18 protein-coding genes and 1 tRNA gene are annotated in these 15,883 nt (G+C 63.1%); 13 read left to right on the plus strand and 6 right to left on the minus strand.

Going from position 1 to position 15,883, the window contains the following annotated elements; all coding sequences use genetic code 11:
• The 6 genes from P9236_RS29215 to P9236_RS29240 all read right to left on the minus strand — a co-directional run bounded on the left by P9236_RS29215 (position 1) and on the right by P9236_RS29240 (position 6,869).
• Complete coding sequence (locus P9236_RS29215) at positions 1-795, minus strand: TatD family hydrolase (RefSeq protein ID WP_278078055.1); 795 nt, start codon at positions 793-795, stop codon at positions 1-3.
• Positions 795-2,345, minus strand: coding sequence for a methionine--tRNA ligase (metG, locus tag P9236_RS29220; protein ID WP_278078038.1), 1,551 nt, complete (start codon positions 2,343-2,345; stop codon positions 795-797). The genes P9236_RS29215 and metG overlap by 1 nt, the downstream gene beginning before the upstream one ends.
• Positions 2,346-2,486: 141 nt before the next feature.
• Positions 2,487-3,542, minus strand: a complete 1,056-nt coding sequence (locus P9236_RS29225; RefSeq protein ID WP_278078039.1) for a DNA polymerase III subunit delta' — start codon at positions 3,540-3,542, stop codon at positions 2,487-2,489.
• The gene (gene tmk, locus P9236_RS29230; protein ID WP_278078040.1) at positions 3,539-4,213 is read right to left on the minus strand and encodes a dTMP kinase; all 675 of its coding nucleotides are present in this window, start codon (positions 4,211-4,213) and stop codon (positions 3,539-3,541) included. Before tmk ends, P9236_RS29225 begins: the two co-directional genes overlap by 4 nt.
• A 72-nt stretch (positions 4,214-4,285) precedes the next feature.
• Positions 4,286-5,464, minus strand: a complete 1,179-nt coding sequence (locus P9236_RS29235; RefSeq protein ID WP_278078041.1) for a D-alanyl-D-alanine carboxypeptidase family protein — start codon at positions 5,462-5,464, stop codon at positions 4,286-4,288.
• Between the two features lie 127 nt (positions 5,465-5,591).
• Positions 5,592-6,869, minus strand: a complete 1,278-nt coding sequence (locus P9236_RS29240; RefSeq protein ID WP_278078042.1) for a septal ring lytic transglycosylase RlpA family protein — start codon at positions 6,867-6,869, stop codon at positions 5,592-5,594.
• Between the two features lie 295 nt (positions 6,870-7,164).
• On the opposite strand from P9236_RS29240, the gene P9236_RS29245 reads away from it, so the two are divergent.
• The 13 genes from P9236_RS29245 (at position 7,165) to rimO (ending at position 15,764) form a co-directional block, all read left to right on the plus strand.
• Positions 7,165-7,254, plus strand: a tRNA-Ser gene (locus P9236_RS29245).
• A 432-nt stretch (positions 7,255-7,686) separates the two neighbouring features.
• Positions 7,687-8,019 (plus strand): DUF2282 domain-containing protein, encoded by a 333-nt coding sequence (locus tag P9236_RS29250; protein ID WP_278078043.1) that lies wholly within the window; start codon positions 7,687-7,689, stop codon positions 8,017-8,019.
• 66 nt (positions 8,020-8,085) lie between these two features.
• Positions 8,086-8,949, plus strand: coding sequence for a DUF692 domain-containing protein (locus tag P9236_RS29255; protein WP_278078044.1), 864 nt, complete (start codon positions 8,086-8,088; stop codon positions 8,947-8,949).
• The gene (locus P9236_RS29260) at positions 8,933-9,727 is read left to right on the plus strand and encodes a DNA-binding domain-containing protein (protein ID WP_278078045.1); all 795 of its coding nucleotides are present in this window, start codon (positions 8,933-8,935) and stop codon (positions 9,725-9,727) included. The genes P9236_RS29255 and P9236_RS29260 overlap by 17 nt, the downstream gene beginning before the upstream one ends.
• Positions 9,724-10,197 carry a DoxX family protein gene (locus P9236_RS29265; protein ID WP_278078046.1) on the plus strand — a complete coding sequence of 158 codons (474 nt, stop codon included), beginning with the start codon at positions 9,724-9,726 and terminating at the stop codon, positions 10,195-10,197. Before P9236_RS29260 ends, P9236_RS29265 begins: the two co-directional genes overlap by 4 nt.
• Positions 10,198-10,202: 5 nt before the next feature.
• A complete protein-coding gene (locus tag P9236_RS29270) occupies positions 10,203-10,808 on the plus strand; it encodes a sigma-70 family RNA polymerase sigma factor (protein ID WP_278078047.1) in 606 nt (201 codons plus the stop codon).
• Positions 10,805-11,461: an NrsF family protein gene (locus P9236_RS29275; protein WP_278078048.1), complete on the plus strand. Its 657-nt coding sequence runs from the start codon at positions 10,805-10,807 to the stop codon at positions 11,459-11,461. Before P9236_RS29270 ends, P9236_RS29275 begins: the two co-directional genes overlap by 4 nt.
• The gene (locus tag P9236_RS29280) at positions 11,458-11,760 is read left to right on the plus strand and encodes a mercuric transporter MerT family protein (RefSeq protein WP_278078049.1); all 303 of its coding nucleotides are present in this window, start codon (positions 11,458-11,460) and stop codon (positions 11,758-11,760) included. Before P9236_RS29275 ends, P9236_RS29280 begins: the two co-directional genes overlap by 4 nt.
• 110 nt (positions 11,761-11,870) lie before the next feature.
• Positions 11,871-12,119, plus strand: coding sequence for a cation transporter (locus P9236_RS29285; RefSeq protein ID WP_278078050.1), 249 nt, complete (start codon positions 11,871-11,873; stop codon positions 12,117-12,119).
• Complete coding sequence (locus tag P9236_RS29290; RefSeq protein ID WP_278078056.1) at positions 12,119-12,340, plus strand: GDCCVxC domain-containing (seleno)protein; 222 nt, start codon at positions 12,119-12,121, stop codon at positions 12,338-12,340. The genes P9236_RS29285 and P9236_RS29290 overlap by 1 nt, the downstream gene beginning before the upstream one ends.
• A 630-nt stretch (positions 12,341-12,970) precedes the next feature.
• Entirely contained in the window at positions 12,971-13,378 is a 408-nt protein-coding gene (locus tag P9236_RS29295; RefSeq protein ID WP_278078051.1) for a DUF930 domain-containing protein, read from the plus strand.
• Between the two features lie 165 nt (positions 13,379-13,543).
• Entirely contained in the window at positions 13,544-14,230 is a 687-nt protein-coding gene (locus P9236_RS29300; protein ID WP_278078052.1) for a TerC family protein, read from the plus strand.
• Between the two features lie 220 nt (positions 14,231-14,450).
• Positions 14,451-15,764, plus strand: a complete 1,314-nt coding sequence (rimO, locus tag P9236_RS29305) for a 30S ribosomal protein S12 methylthiotransferase RimO (RefSeq protein ID WP_278078053.1) — start codon at positions 14,451-14,453, stop codon at positions 15,762-15,764.
• Positions 15,765-15,883: the final 119 nt, after the last annotated feature.

Genomic DNA, 15,883 nt, shown 5'->3' on the forward strand with positions numbered 1-15,883 from the left:
TCAACCGGCCGCCATTTCCGGACGCGGCATCTTGGTGAACAGCCTGAAGACGTTCTCGGTGGTGATTTCGGCGATCTCCGCCTCGCTGACGCCGATGGTTTCGGCCAGCACCTTCGCCGTGTTCGCCACATAGGCGGGCTCGTTGCGTTTTCCCCGGTGCGGGATTGGTGCAAGGTAGGGCGCGTCGGTCTCGACCAGGAGCCGATCGCGCGCGACGTCCGCGGCGATGGCGCGCAACTCGGCCGAGTTCTTGAAGGTCAGGATGCCCGAGAAGGAGACATAACCGCCCAACGTCACGCCGACTTCCGCCAGCCTGCGCCCGGACGAAAAGCAATGCAGAATGAAGGGGAAAGCGCCCTTCCCTGTTTCGTCCTCAAGGATCGCCGCCATGTCGTCGTCGGCGGCTCGCGAATGGATGACCAGCGGCAGGCCGGTCCGGCGCGCGGCGGCGATATGGGTGCGGAAGCCTTGCGCCTGCGCCTCGCGCGGCGCGTGGTCGTAGAAATAGTCAAGCCCGGCTTCGCCGATCGCCACCACCTTGGGATGGCTGGAAAGCCGCACCAGCTCGTCGGCGGTCACATCGAGCTCTTCCGCCGCCTGATGCGGATGGGTGCCGACCGAGCAATAGACTTCATTAAAAGTCTCAGCGATTTCAAGGACTTGCTGAAAGCGTCTCACTCTCGTCGAGATCGTCACCATGCGGCCGACCCCCGCCGCCAGGGCGCGGGCGACTATTGTCCCCCGCTCCTCGGCGAAGTCCGGAAAGTCTAGATGGCAATGGCTGTCGACAAGCATCACGCTTTGGTGTCCTGCTCGACGTAACGCGGAAACACGCCCTCGGGTGCCGGCAAGGCGGCGCCGGGCACAAGCGCATGCTCCGCATGGACATGCTCGAAGTTGCGTTTGTCCGCCGGCACGGCCAGGAGATCGAGCAGCTTCGCCGCCGACCCCGGAATGAAGGGCTGGCAGAGCACCGTCACCCGCCGCACGACCTCGGCCGTCGTCCACAGCACCGTTTCCATGCGCTCCGGATCTGTCTTTCGCAGCGCCCAGGGCTCCTGGGACGCGAAATAGCGGTCGGCTTCGGCCACCACGCCGAAGATCGCCGCCAGCGCCAGATGGATGCCCTGCTCCGCCATCGCCCTGCGCGCGACGACAAGTGCCTCAACCGCCTGGTCGAGGATCGCCCGGTCAGCTTCGGCCAACTCGCCGCGCCTCGGCACCGCGCCGCCGCAGTTCTTGGCGATCATCGACAGCGAGCGCTGTGCCAGATTGCCGAGCCCGTTGGCGAGATCGGCGTTGGTGCGGTTGACGATCGCTTCGTGGCTGTAGTTGCCGTCCTGGCCGAACGGCACCTCGCGCAAGAAGAAATAGCGCACCTGGTCGACGCCGTAATGCTCGGCCATGGTGAACGGGTCGATGACGTTGCCGACCGACTTCGACATCTTCTCGCCCCGGTTGAACAGGAAGCCGTGACCGAAGACGCGCTTCGGCAGCGGGATCCCCGCCGACATCAGGAAAGCCGGCCAGTAGATGGCGTGGAAGCGCACGATGTCCTTGCCGATGATATGCGCGTCGGCTGGCCAAAAACGCCATTTCTCAGCATTTTCATCGGGATAACCGACACCGGTGATGTAGTTGGTCAAGGCGTCGACCCACACATACATCACGTGCTTCTCGTCGCCAGGCACCGGCACGCCCCAGTCGAAGGTGGTGCGCGAGATCGACAGGTCCTTCAGGCCCGACTTGACGAACCTCATCACCTCGTTGCGGCGCTCGGCCGGGCCGATGAAATCGGGCTGGTTTTCATAAAGCGCGATCAGCTTGTCCTGATAGGCCGACAGCCGGAAGAAATAGCTCTCTTCCTCGACCCACTCGACGGGCGTTCCCTGCGGCCCGTAGCGCACGTTGTCGTCGCGGACCTCGGTCTCTTCCTCGCCGTAATAGGCTTCGTCGCGCACCGAATACCAGCCGGCATAGCCGCCCTTGTAGATGTCGCCATTGGCGGCCATCGCCTTCCAGATCGCCTGCGAGGACGCGTAGTGCCGCTCTTCGGTGGTGCGGATGAAATCGTCGTTCGAGGCGTTGAGCGCGCTCGCCATGCGCTTGAACTCGGCCGCGTTGCGGTCGGCGAGCTCGCGCGGCGAAATGCCTTCCTTCCGCGCCGTCTGCAGCATCTTGATACCGTGCTCGTCAGTGCCGGTCAGGAAGTAGACGTCCTTGCCGTCGAGTCGCTGGAAGCGGGCGAGCGCGTCGGTGGCGATCAGCTCGTAGGCATGGCCGATATGCGGCTTGCCGTTCGGGTAGGAGATCGCGGTCGTGATGTAGAATGTGTCGCGTGACATGAATGAACCGTCATGAATGTCTGAATGTGAGTTGTGGCGGTGGATAAACTATCGGCATGGCGATTGCCATCCCGAGGCCGATGCATGCCGCCCAAAAGTGGCCCCCGGTTTAGGGGCAACGGCATGCATCAAAACAAACCGTCACATTCGCATCACAGAGTTCAGGCGGTCGATCATGGTCAGGGTGTGCTGCTTCTTGTCGAGATTGTAGGTCTCGGCCTCAGATATCGTGTTCAGGGCCTCATGCCAAGCCTCGGACAGCGTTTTGGCCCTGGCGAGGTCGCCGGCCAAAGCCGCTTCGCTGGCCGCCGCCGACAGGAGGTCGAGCGCGCGGCGGTTGAAGATATCGAACTGGATCGCCTGGTCGCGCCCGGCCACGGCCTCGGCGAGGCGGTGGGCGCCGGCAATGTCGGGCTTCTGCGCCGCCACTAGGGCATCGAGCGCGCCGGCTATCTCCAGCCCGCCATATTGGGTCAGCAGGATCGCGTTGCGGGCGCTGCCCCCTGCCCGCTCGGCCAACGCCGCGCGCGCCGCCGGATCGTCCGGCGGTGGCGGCTCGACATTTTCCAGCACCGCCATCAGCTCGTCCGGCGCAAGCGGCGTCAGCCTCACCATCTGGCAGCGCGACCGGATCGTCGGCAAAAGGCTGCCCGGCGCATGCACGATCAGGATGAACAGCGTGCGCGCCGGCGGCTCCTCGAGGTTCTTGAGCAAGGCATTGGCGGCATTGGTGTTCATGTCGTCCGCCGGATCGACGATGACGACGCGGTAGCTGCCGTCATGCGAGGTCATCGACAGGAAGCGGCTTACCTTGCGGATCTCGTCGACGGTGAGCACCGTCTTGAAGCTCTTGGTCTTGTCGTTGGCCGGACGCGTCAGATGCAGAACCGAAGGATGCGCACCGGTCGCGATCTGGCGAAACAGCGACGACGCCGGATCGGGAACGGCAAGCGTTTCGGGCGCGGCCGCGAAATCCGGATGTTTGAGCACGTGATGCGCCAGGTGGAAGGCAAGTGTCGCCTTGCCGATGCCGTGCGGCCCGGCGAGGATCAGCGCGTGCGGCAGCTTGCCGGCGCGGTAGGCTGCAGCAAGCATGTTTACCGCCTGCGCATGGCCGACAAGCCGCGGCGTCTCCGACGGCTCGGGAACGCCGTCCAGCGTGTCATGCTGTTCGGGGGCGATGCGTTCGAAGATCATGCCGGCGCCGTCTGCTTCCTTTGCACCGGCATCCGCTTTTCCAGCACCGCGAACACGGCCGTCGTGATGACGTTTTCCACCGTTTCGGGATCGGCCGACGCATCGATGACGATGCAGCGATCCGGCTCCGCCTCGGCGATCGCCAGGTAAGCCTCGCGCCGGCGCTGGTGGATGGCTAAAGTCTCCTTCTCGAAGCGGTCGGCGCTGTCGCCCGCGCCTCGCCGTGCCGCGGCGCGTTTCAGGCCTTCGGCCGGATCGATGTCGAAGATCAGCGTCATGTCGGGAACCATGCCGTTGATGGCGACCGCTTCCAGCGCCTCCATGAAATCCGGGTCGAGCCCCCCCGTGACACCCTGATAGACGCGGGAGGAATCGATGAAGCGATCGCAAAGCACGATCGTGCCGCGTTCGACCGCTGGCCGGATCACCTGCTCGACATGGTCGGAGCGCGCGGCGGCGAAGAGGATCGCCTCCATCTTCGGGCCGAACGGTTCGGCGGCGCCGGACAAAAGCACATGTCTGACCGCCTCGGCGCCCGGCGAGCCGCCCGGCTCGCGCGTCACCAGAACCTCGTACTTCTTGGCGCGCATGCGCCGCGCCAGCCGCTCGATCTGCGTCGACTTGCCGGCTCCTTCGCCGCCTTCGAAGGTGATGAAAAATCCGCTCGCCAATCGAGAATGCCTTTGTCCATCCTGGCCGCTGTCATAGCTCCCGTCCGACAAAAGGTCCACGAGCCTCCCCGATCACAAATGTTTCCGACGCAGCCAGCCGACAGCCAGTTCCTTGGCGGCGTCCAGCGCACGCTGCGGCAGCGTGCCGACCTTCACCGACTCGGCGGCAAAAAGCGGCGTCTGCTGGCTGAGCGTGTCGCCTATCCAAACGCGCAGCTCCCCGACCGGTTGCCCCTCCTTCACCGGCGCCGCCACTGGACCATTGTAAACGATCCTGGCCGTCAGCTTGTCACGGTTGGTTATCGGCAAGAAGATGTCCACCGGCCCCTTGGCTTTCAAGGCCACGTCGGATTTGGCGCCCCCGAAAACCTCGGCTTCGCCGACAACCTCGTCCTTGGCGAAGATCTCGGTCTTCTGGAACGAACGCGATCCCCAGTCGAGCAGCTTGCGCGCCTCTTCGGAGCGTTCCCGGTCGCTCGCCAGCCCGCTAAGCGCCGCGATCACGCGAATGCCGTTGTGGCTGACCGTGCCGACGATGCCAAAGCCGGCGGTCTCGCTCGCCCCGGCGACAAAGCCGTCGGCATCGATGCCCATGGCCAAGAGCGGATTGCGGTTCCTCTGGGAGATCTTGTTCCAGGTGAAGTCGGGCTGGCCGTAGTAGTGGAAGAACTCCGGATAATCGCGCCAGATATGCAGCGCCAGCATCGTCAGTTCCCGCACCGTCGTCTGCTGGCCGTCGGCCGGCAGCCCAGTCGAGTTGACGAAGGTCGATTTTTGCAGGCCGATCTCGCGGGCGCGCTCCGTCATCTGCGCGGCGAAATTCGCCTCCGAGCCGGCCATGCCTTCGGCGAGCACGATGCAGCCGTCATTGGCGGCCTGTATGGTCACGCCCTGAATCAGGTCTTCGACGCGGACCGCCGATTTGAGCTTGGCGAACATGGTCGAGGTTCCAGACGGCGCGCCACCCGTGCGCCAGGCGTTTTCGCTGACCACGAAGGTATCGTCGAGCGTGATCCGCTTCGATTTGACGGCGTTGAAGACCACCTCCATCGTCATCAGCTTGGCCATCGATGCCGGCGGAATAGGCTTGTCCGCATCCTTGGCGAAAAGCACCGTCCCGGTATCGGCATCGATCATGAAGGCCTGGGCCGCCTTGGTCTCGAAAAGCTGTGCGCTGGCCGGGCCAAGGCAAAACAGCAAAAGGGCCAGACCCAACGAACCGGCGAACGGTGAAAAGACGCGCAATTGCATGAAGTCTCGACCCCCAAGCAATTCCAGGAAAAGTGCGCAGCGGGTTTCCGTCCGGAATTGCGCAAAAAATCGTCCGGCCAAGCTAGCAGGGTTTTTTCCGGCGGATCAACCGCGCCTGCGAAACAGATCAGTTTCGCACAACTAACGCGTCCGGCGCCCCGTGCGACCATGCCGCCTTCAGCAGATCGTCGATACTGCCATGGCCATTCGGATAGACGTTGACCGCATACCAGTCGTTGCCGTCGAGCTCGGTGCGCTGTATTTCGGTCCTGCCGAACGGCTCAAGTGCCGCCGCCACGCGCTTCGCCTCGGCGGCATCGTCGAAGGAACCGGCGGCGACATAGTCCGAGGCCGGCGCCTGCCCCTGCGGGTTGGATTTCTTCCACGACTGCAGGATGTCGGCCGGCGACATGCCGCTGCCGTCGAGGGCGGCAAAGACGTCGGCGCGACCGACGCGCTCATCCGCATAGGACAGCGAGGCCATGGCGAAGGGCGAGTTCGGCGGCAGCCTGAACTCCGGCCGCAACCCGGGCCGCTCTGGCACGATCGGCCCGAAATCCGGCAAGGCGACATCGCTGGCGCCCGGCGCCTGCGCCGACATCGCCGGTTGCACGGTCGGCTGTTCCGACAGTCCTGGCTGCGCGGCGAAAGCCTGTCCCGAATTGGTCAACTGGCCGGGGAACGGAACGGCGGCCGGAGGCGCGTCCGTCTGCATGCTGGGCGACGGGCCGTTCATGGCGACCATCACGCCGGTCGGCAAACCGTCGGACGGATCGGGTCTGTTGTTGCCCGGGCGATAGGAAGCCATCAGGTACTGGTCGTCATTGCCGTCGAGCGGCGCCCGGCCGACATATTCGACCTTCACCCTTGCCGTGCCGACCTTGTCATAATCGAGCATTTGCGCGGCACGCTGCGAGACGTCGATGATGCGGCCCTCATGATACGGGCCGCGATCGTTGACGCGCACGATGACCGAGCTGCCGGTGTCGAGATTGGTCACGCGGGCATAGCTTGGCAGCGGCATCGTCGGATGCGCCGCCGTCAGTTGCGCCGTGTCGTAGACTTCGCCATTGGCGGTCAGCCGCCCATGGAAGGCATCGCCATACCAGGAAGCCAACCCGACCTTGGCGTAGTGCCTGTCTTCCTTCGGGTAATACCACTTGCCGCGCACCTGATAGGGCTTGCCGAGCTGGTCGCGGCCGCCGCCACGCCGCATGAAGGCAACGCGCGGGCTCGCCTTCACGCCATATTCGGATTCGGCGAAATATTCCTTGGAGTGTGGCCGCTTGTCGACCATCCCTTTCGGTTGCGGCGTAGACGTGCAGCCGGCAAGCAGCACCGCCGACAGGGCGCACAGTGCGAAAGCAGGAGCACGACGAAGACGCGGGCGCGCCGAAGTCTGCATGTTTTCGATTGTCCCCTAGTCTCGCCGCCACCGGTCGGAGCCAAGCGCTCGCCAATGCCAGCAACACCTTGATCCCCAATCCCTTTGTGCACAGGAATTGCTTATCACGATGTTAATCGATTATGGCCGCAACAGGGCGAGATTATGGCAGGCCCTGTTCACAGGCCTGGTCCGAGGCGACGCTCGGCATCGGCAAGGACTGCCACCTTCAACGGTTGACATGTCTTGTCGCCCCACACTAGAGCAGAGCACTTCCGGTCTCCGCCGCCGATGCGGCCAATTGCGACCGGGCAGCGGAGGGATGGCCGAGCGGTTTAAGGCACCGGTCTTGAAAACCGGCGTGGGCGCAAGTTCACCGTGGGTTCGAATCCCACTCCCTCCGCCACTTCAGAAACTACGAACGCCGGCCGCCGCCGATTTGCCGCGCCCCTTGGCGGCGACAAGCGTGCGCGACAGCTCATTCTTTGATCCTTGGATTCCAGCCAAACCGGATGCCCGCCGGCAGTTCCGGCTCCAGGACCCTGCTTCATCACTACGGCAGTAGCAATTGTCGCAATAAATTCAAATAGTTGCTTGAAGACAGCAGTCTACGCATCAATCCGAACGCAGTTCGACAGGACGCCGAGATCGGACTGTCGGCAATCATCGCGGTCTTGAGAAGGTCACTCTCGAGCCAAGACTACACGGTTTCGTGAACCGCCGCGATCGGAACCCGCGTAACCTCCTTCGGACCCGTGGCGAACCTCCAGAAGAACCTGCGGCTCTCGATGACACCGGGAGAGATGGGTTCGTGCAACAACCCGTTTGGAGGACAAGCATGTCAAACCGTCTGATTTCCGCTGCCGTAGCCAGCGCCTTTGCCGCAGCCATTGGCGCCGCCGCCATTGGTTCGGCGTCCGCCGCTATGAGCGAGGCAGAAATGATGAAGATGCGGGAAATGACAAAAAAGGAGGTCGCTTCCGGCAAAATGGAGAAGTGCTTCGGCGTGGCGCTGAAGGGCCATAACGACTGCTACGCGGGCGCGGGGACAACCTGCGCGGGCACGGCCACCAAGGATTACCAGGGCAATGCCTTCAAGCTGGTGGCGAAGGGTACCTGCACCGCCATGACCACACCCAATGGCCACGGCTCGCTGAAGCCGATCACCTGATCTCCAGACCCCGGCGGATGGCGACGCCATCCGCCTCCTGTCCGTTGCCTTTCCGGGAGGTCGATCATGAGCATTCCTCAGCGCGCCGGAGTCGGACTCAAGCCGCAGCACTACCGCGAGATCCTGGAAACCGGGCCGGACATCGGTTTTTTCGAGATCCACGCCGAAAACTACATGGGGGCCGGCGGACCGCCACACCGCTACCTTGCAGCAGTGCGCGAGCTCTATCCGCTATCGCTGCACGGCGTCGGCCTGTCGATCGGTGCGGCCAGGCCCCTCGACCAGGACCATTTGAGGCGCCTGCAAGACCTGATCGCCCGTTACCAGCCGGGGCTTTTCTCCGAGCACCTTGCATGGTCGAGCCATGGCGAGGCGTTTCTGAACGATCTGTTGCCGGTGCCCTACACGAAGGAAACGCTCCAGCGCATCGTCTCTCACATCGACGAGGTGCAGGAGACGCTCGGTCGCCAAATGCTCCTCGAAAATCCTTCCACCTACATCGCGTTTGCCGAAAGCACCTATGCGGAGCCTGATTTCATCGCCGAGGTGCAACGGCGTACCGGCTGCGGACTGCTGCTCGATGTAAGCAACGTCCACGTCGCTTCGATCAACCAGCAGTGGGATCCCTTCGCCTATATCGACGCCTACCCGCTCGGCGCCGTGCAGGAAATACACCTTGCCGGCTTCACGCCGGAGATCGACGAGAAACAGAGGCCGCTGCTCATCGATACCCACAACCGGCCGGTCGACCCGTTGGTTTGGCAACTCTACGCCTATGCGATCGGCAAACTCGGTCCCACGCCGACGCTGATCGAATGGGACGCCGATGTACCGTCATGGAGCGAACTGCACGCCGAGGCCATGCGGGCCGAGGCGTATATGAAGTCTCACGCGCCATTGCAGGAGATGCGCCTTGGAAGGACTGGCTGAACGGCAGCAGGACTTCGCGATGGCCCTGCTCGATGCTGCTCGGGCCACGCCGCCGGGTCTTGTGGGACCCGATGGCTTAGCAAGTCCGCGCCGCTTTGCGGTTTATCGCAACAATGTCGTGGCGGGGCTCATCGAGACATTGAAGGAAAACTACCCGGCGGTTCATCGTATCGTCGGGGACGAATTCTTCCGCGCCATGTCCGGCCAATTCGCAACTGCTCATCCGCCGCGATCCCCCATCATGTCGGGCTACGGTGCAGGTTTTCCCGAGTTCATTGCTGCGTTCGAGCCCTCGGCGCCGCTCCCCTATCTCGCCGATGTAGCGAGGATCGAGCGCGCCTGGATCGAGGCCTATCACGCTGCCGATGCGGAACCGCTTTCCGCGGCCGATCTCCTCGCCATCGACCAGGACCGCCTCGCCCAGGTCAGGCTGGCGCTCCATCCTTCACTCCGTGTCGCGCAGTCGCAGTTTCCCGCCCTCACCATCTGGCGCATGAACATTGCAGGTGGCGAGCCCGCATCCGTCGATATTGGTGCTGACGGCGAGGATGCCCTCATCATCCGCCCAGGCGCAGAAGTTCGTGTCCACCAAATCCCCATGGGCGCAGCGGCCCTTGTCGGGAGCCTGGGCGCCGGCAGGCCAGTGGTGACGGCGGCCATCGCCGCGCTTGCGGTCACGGCCTGCTTCGATCTCAGCGCAACGTTGTCAGGACTGATTGAAGCCGGCGCTTTCATCGGTTGGAGCCTCGAACAAGAGGCCGGAGGCGAGCCATCATGATTTCCGCCTCGGAATTGATCCGTATGCTGACAAGGCGGCTTTCCTCTGTCGCCATGGCTGTGGCGCCACTGTTTCTGCGCGCCGCACTTGCTGTGCCGTTTTTTCGCTCCGGCCTCACCCGCTGGGATGGCTTCCTGCAGATTTCGGATAGCACCGCCTATCTGTTTGAAGAGGAGTTCAAGCTGCATATCTTCGGTGCCGAGTATGGATTCCCGATGCCCGATGCCGTGGCCTATCTGGTCGCGACCGCCGAACTCATTCTGCCGGTGCTGCTGGTCCTGGGCCTCGCCACCCGCTTTGCCGCCTTGGCGATACTCGCCATGACCGGGGTCATCCAGCTTGTGGTGCCCGATGGCTGGGCCAACTTCCATCTGCCCTGGGCTGCCATGGCGATCTCCATCATGGCCCTGGGCGCCGGGCCTATTTCCCTGGACCGGCCAATAGCCTTACGATTTTCTCCGGAGGCGTAGCGGCGATGACCACCAAACCAGTGCTGAAACTTGTGCGGGGGGTGGCTGCTCCCTCGCCACAAGTGCGAGAGCTGGATTGGTCAATCCTCATGGCCAGGGCCCAGGATGGCGATGCCAATGCCTACCGCCGGCTCCTTGAGAGCATCGCGCCTTACCTCCGCGCCCACGCGGCGCGCTGTCACCGCAATCCCAGCGATGTCGAGGACGCGGTGCAGGATATACTGCTCACCCTACATGCGGTGCGCGCGACATATGATCCGGCGCGGCCCTTCGGTCCCTGGCTCACAGCCATTGCCGGACGTAGGCTTATAGACCGTCTGCGTCGCCAAGGGCGCCGTCGGGCCTTCGAAACGGAATTTGAACCTGCGCACGAAACCTTTGCCGGCCAGCCCACGAACCTTGAGGACATGACGAAGTTCCATGAGATTGCCGCCGCCCTCGATCGCCTTCCTCCGGGACAGCGTGAAGCCGTGCTGCTCACCAAGATCGAAGGGCTCTCGCTGAAGGAAGCCTCGGCGGCGAGCGGGATGAGCGTGGCGGCGCTCAAAGTCGCAACTCACCGCGCCGTCCAGCGCCTGCGGCGACTGTTCTCCGGCGGGAGTGAACCATGATCCCCACGGATGATCTCATCTCCGCGCTTACCGCCAATCTGAGGCCCGTCAGGCGGCTTCGCCCGCCGTTGTTGCGTGCCACCGGTTTCCTGCTCCTGGCTGCATTGATCCTCGCCATGATTGCCGCTGCGCATGGCTGGCGGCCGGGGCTGCTCGTCCGCTTGGCGGAAATCCGCTTCGCCTTGAGCCTGGCGGGGGCTCTCTTCACCGGCGCTCTCGCAGCAGTCGCGGCATTCCTCGTCAGCCTTCCCGGCCGATCACGTCACTGGCTGTGGCTGCCCTTTCCGGCACTTGCCCTGTGGCTTTTCTCGATCGGCTATCAGTGCCTAAGTTTCTGGACACCGATGGTTCCCGGCGATGCGTCTCCCGGCGAGACGGCTTCGTGTGTTGCCACGCTGGTGCTGACCAGCCTGCCTTTATCACTCGCCCTGGGCCTCATGCTTCGCCATGCCGCCAATTTCAACCCGGCGCCGGTGATATTCGCCGCAAGTCTTTCCGTGGCTGGGATTACCGCAACGGCGCTGACCCTGTTCCATCCGATCGACGCCAGCGTCGAGATCCTGATGTTCAATCTCGGCACCGGACTGCTGATCATGCTGTCGGGCGCAGCCATCAACCTGTTCTTATCGAAGCGCAAGGAGACGCCGGAATGAACGGACGATCGCCCACCGGCAGTCCGACATCGCGATCTGCCTTGTCGCTTGCCCTCGGCGGACTTTCGGCAGGCCTCCTTGCCTCCGCCTGCTGTATCCTTCCGCTTGCCCTGGCCGTCGCGGGGATCAGCGGCGCCTGGATCGGGCATCTCACCGCGCTGGCGACCTATCAGCCATACTTCCTGGCGCTCGCGGCCGTCTTCATCGATCTTGGAGCCTGGCGCTACCGTCGTAGCGAAGCCGCATGCCTTCCGGGCTCCCTCTGCGCCATCCCCGTTTATCGCCGTTCCACGCGATAGATCCTGTTGGCCGCGAGCCTGATTACGGCGTCGGCGGCCGCTGTCGATGTCTTCGGACGGCTCAATCTCTAGGAGATCCCCATGCGAATCGCGATGCAATTGTCCCGCTCTTGGTCGCCGCGCCCGCCGTTGCGGCACAGCGCACCGCTATATTCTCGGTGCCCGAAATGACATGTGCGCTCTGCCCGATTACCGTTGCGACCGCAATCAGGAAACTCGACGGCATCGTCTCGGTTTCAACCGATGTCGGTGCCAAGACTGCAACGGTTGTCTTCGACGACGGCAAGACGAGCACCGCGGCGATCGCCGACTCTTCCGCAAACGCCGGCTATGCGGCAGGCTTGGTGAAAGAGCAGTGATCGAACTCACCAGCACCATCACCTGCCCGGCCTGCGCCCACCGTAAAACCGAGCCAATGCCGGCCGATGCCTGCCAGTATTTCTACGAATGCGAAAGCTGCCGCACTCTCCTCAAGCCCCTGCCGGGAGATTGCTGCGTATTCTGCTCTTACGGCGATCATCCCTGCCCCCCGAAACAAAAAGAGGGGCAGTCCGGAGTGACGGGCCAACATTGTTGTTGAGCCGAAGTAGTCTATGTCGTGAGGCGACCATCGGTACCTGTGACCGAAAGCCGATGGGCGCCATGCTCAAGACCGCGCCGCGCAGTGCGTCGACGCGCTCTCGCCTCGATTAGCAACTACTGAAATCTGCAAGGTTGGCGCCAGCCAGCCGTGCTAAATGGCGGCGGTCATCCACCGGAGCGCAGCCATGACCTCCCCCATTGGAAGCCAGCAGAACGCTGGCGCAGTGCAGCGTACCGCCAGACTTCCGGCATCACCCGAGGCGAGTTTTCCCGGCAAGAGCGCTGAGAGCGTCGGTCATCTAGCGAAAGCCTCCGTCTTGGAGACGGGCGACAGCGAGCCGGGCGCTCAAGGTCGGGCAGCATCCAGGATCGCTCGGATGGATGTCACGGTGCTTGCCCCGGCCGGCTCAGGTGATAGTCAAGTGTCCGACGCGGGGGCGGCCGATCAGGACGCAGGAGAGAACGCTATCGGCTGACGCGACACCAAAGGCAGTCGGCCTAAGTAGCGTCACGGCGGGCATTTTTTAGATCCGTTGAGCTGCCCGGCGAAGTCGAATCACGAGCCGGTGAACCCAATCCGGAACAGATCTCACAAGCGCGTGCGTTTGGTTGATTTCTCAGACAAAATATGCTGCTTCTCGCGCCCATGAAAAAGCTCTGCCTGATGGTTCTGGCGTCCCTGACGCTGGCCGGGCCGGCCAAGGCGATGGACAACGCGTTGCGCGCCGGCCTGCTGAAACTCGATCCGGAGACCCGTCTCGAACAGCGTTGCGACGCCGAGGTGCTCGACCGGATCAGCCACGACGACCACAAGTACAAAGCCGACCGCGTCGTCGCCTATGCCTTCGCCACGCCGCAGATGAGCGCCGATGCAATCAGGAGCCCCGGCGCCGCCTTTCGCAGCAAGGGTCAATGGTTCCGGCTGAAATTCAAGTGCCAGACCGCGCCCGATCACATGCAGGTGCTGCAGTTCCGCTACAAGATCGGTGACGAAATCCCGGAAACCGACTGGGCAAAATACAATCTTTACGACTAGTCGGCCGCTTTTTCAGCACCCCCGCGTTCGACTGGGAATTCTTTGTGCCGGCCGCGGACACGTTTCCAGTCACCCCTGTATCAGTGTCTTGACGCTGATACACCGTGCCTTTAGGCCCCGTCTGGACAATTGGCGACGCTCGTTTGAGGCAAGGATTTCTAGTTTATGGAAATATTCACTGCCGCAGGCCTTTCAGCCCTTCTCCAAGTCGTAGCGATCGACCTCGCGCTCGCGGGTGACAACGCGATCGTGATCGGACTTGCCGCCGCCGGCCTGCCGGCGGATCAGCGCAAGCGTGCGATCCTCGTCGGCATTGCGGCGGCAACCGTCCTTCGGATTTTGTTCGCCCTGATCACGCAATGGCTGCTGAGCATCGGGCCGATGCTGCTCATCGCGGGCGGTCTGTTGCTCTTGTGGGTGTGCTGGAAAATGTGGCGCGAGCTGCGCGTCAGCCCCGAAGACGAGCGCGACGCAACCGAAGCGCTGTCGAACGACGACTACAACAAGGATGGGAAGATCGCCGGCAAGGGACCGCGCAAGACTTTCTCGCAGGCCGCCTGGCAGATCGTCATCGCCGACGTCTCCATGTCGCTCGACAACGTTCTGGCCGTCGCCGGCGCCGCCATGAAGCACCCGACCGTGCTCGTCATCGGCTTGGCTTTGTCGATCGCGCTGATGGGCTTTGCCGCATCTTTTGTTGCGCGCCTGCTGCACAAATATCGCTGGATTGCGTATATCGGCTTGCTGATCATTCTGTACGTCGCGATCAACATGCTACTCGAAGGCGCCGTGCAGCAGTTTCCCGACCACTTCGCCTTCCTGGCGCCCTGGTTCGGGCCGGATGGCCACTGAGGCCTCTCGCCACAGACCGGCGCGGGCCATCGACTTGGCGCGGCCAATTGGCCGGTTTGCTTGATTGCCGAAGCATGCTATTGCGCCGCGCGAATTGGCTCAGCCACGCACCCGAGATCGCTATCCGTGGCTCTCGCCGGATTGCCGTCCGGAATTGCATAAGACAAATCCCCAGAGCGGGTCAGCAAAACTGAACCGCTTTATCTCTTGGAAATTGCTAATGTCCGCGCCACGCGTCAGTTTCGTCAGTCTTGGGTGCCCTAAGGCGCTCGTCGATTCCGAGCGCATCATCACGCGGTTGCGCGCCGAAGGTTACGAGATCGCGCGCAGGCATGACGGCGCCGACCTGGTCGTCGTCAACACTTGCGGCTTCCTCGATTCCGCGCGTGACGAGTCGCTCAACGCTATCGGCTCCGCCCTTTCGGAAAACGGCCGCGTCATCGTCACCGGCTGTCTCGGCGCCGAGCCGGAGGTCATCCGCGAGAAGCACCCCAATGTGCTGGCGATCACTGGTCCGCAGGCCTATGAGAGCGTGATGGCAGCGGTGCACGAGGCCGCTCCCCCCAGCCATGACCCCTATGTCGACCTGCTGCCGCCGCAGGGTGTGAAGCTCACGCCACGGCACTACGCCTATCTGAAGATTTCGGAGGGCTGCAACAACCGTTGCACCTTCTGCATCATCCCGGCACTGCGTGGCGACCTCGTCTCGCGGCCGGCAGCTGATGTTTTGCGCGAGGCGGAAAAGCTTGCCAAGGCCGGCGTCAAGGAAATCCTCGTCATATCGCAGGACACCAGCGCCTACGGCATCGACGTCAAGTATCAGACGAGCCTGTTCGGCGATCGCGAGGTGCGGGCGAAATTCCTCGATCTCGCCGAGGAGCTTGGCAAGCTAGGCATCTGGATACGCATGCACTATGTCTACCCCTACCCCCATGTCGCCGACGTCATTCCGCTGATGGCGGAGGGGAAAATCCTTCCCTACCTCGACATCCCTTTCCAGCATGCCTCGCCGCAGGTGCTGAAAAACATGCGCCGTCCCGCCCATGGCGAAAAGACGCTGGAGCGCATCCGCGGCTGGCGCGAAATCTGCCCGGATCTTGCCATCCGTTCGACCTTCATCGTCGGCTTCCCCGGCGAGACGGAGGACGATTTCCAGATGCTGCTCGACTGGCTGGACGAAGCGAAGATCGACCGCGCCGGTTGCTTCAAATACGAGCCGGTCAAGGGCGCGCGCTCCAACGAGCTCGGCCTCGAACAGGTGCCGCAGGAGATCAAGGAAGCGCGCTGGCATCGCTTCATGCAGCGCCAGCAGAAGATCTCGGCGGCGCAGCTTGCCAAGAAGGTCGGCAAGCGCCTGCCGATACTGATCGACGAGGCGCACGGCACCTCGGCGAAGGGCCGCACCAAATACGACGCGCCCGAGATCGACGGCTCCGTGCATATCCAGTCGCGCCGGCCGCTGCGCGCCGGTGACATCGTCACCGTCAAGATCGACCGCGCCGACGCTTACGACCTCTACGGCTCGGCCGTCTGACAGCATATATGCCGAAAAATGAAAAAGGGCGCCGGTGAGGCGCCCTCAGACTGTTGACGAACCCCGTCGATTTTCGGCGGGGTTTTGTTTTGGGGGTTGATTGAGCTTGGCAAATCGGT

Origin of the sequence: Mesorhizobium sp. WSM4884 (assembly GCF_029625675.1) — a bacterium.
Lineage (GTDB): Bacteria > Pseudomonadota > Alphaproteobacteria > Rhizobiales > Rhizobiaceae > Mesorhizobium.

Coding starts and splice junctions, on each gene's coding strand:
- P9236_RS29215 (WP_278078055.1), bottom strand. CDS start 795: ATGCTTGTCGACAGCCATTGCCATCTAGACTTTCCGGACTTCGCCGAG.
- metG (WP_278078038.1), bottom strand. CDS start 2,345: ATGTCACGCGACACATTCTACATCACGACCGCGATCTCCTACCCGAAC.
- P9236_RS29225 (WP_278078039.1), bottom strand. CDS start 3,542: ATGATCTTCGAACGCATCGCCCCCGAACAGCATGACACGCTGGACGGC.
- P9236_RS29235 (WP_278078041.1), bottom strand. CDS start 5,464: ATGCAATTGCGCGTCTTTTCACCGTTCGCCGGTTCGTTGGGTCTGGCC.
- P9236_RS29240 (WP_278078042.1), bottom strand. CDS start 6,869: ATGCAGACTTCGGCGCGCCCGCGTCTTCGTCGTGCTCCTGCTTTCGCA.
- P9236_RS29250 (WP_278078043.1), top strand. CDS start 7,687: ATGTCAAACCGTCTGATTTCCGCTGCCGTAGCCAGCGCCTTTGCCGCA.
- P9236_RS29255 (WP_278078044.1), top strand. CDS start 8,086: ATGAGCATTCCTCAGCGCGCCGGAGTCGGACTCAAGCCGCAGCACTAC.
- P9236_RS29265 (WP_278078046.1), top strand. CDS start 9,724: ATGATTTCCGCCTCGGAATTGATCCGTATGCTGACAAGGCGGCTTTCC.
- P9236_RS29270 (WP_278078047.1), top strand. CDS start 10,203: ATGACCACCAAACCAGTGCTGAAACTTGTGCGGGGGGTGGCTGCTCCC.
- P9236_RS29275 (WP_278078048.1), top strand. CDS start 10,805: ATGATCCCCACGGATGATCTCATCTCCGCGCTTACCGCCAATCTGAGG.
- P9236_RS29280 (WP_278078049.1), top strand. CDS start 11,458: ATGAACGGACGATCGCCCACCGGCAGTCCGACATCGCGATCTGCCTTG.
- P9236_RS29295 (WP_278078051.1), top strand. CDS start 12,971: ATGCTGCTTCTCGCGCCCATGAAAAAGCTCTGCCTGATGGTTCTGGCG.
- P9236_RS29300 (WP_278078052.1), top strand. CDS start 13,544: ATGGAAATATTCACTGCCGCAGGCCTTTCAGCCCTTCTCCAAGTCGTA.
- rimO (WP_278078053.1), top strand. CDS start 14,451: ATGTCCGCGCCACGCGTCAGTTTCGTCAGTCTTGGGTGCCCTAAGGCG.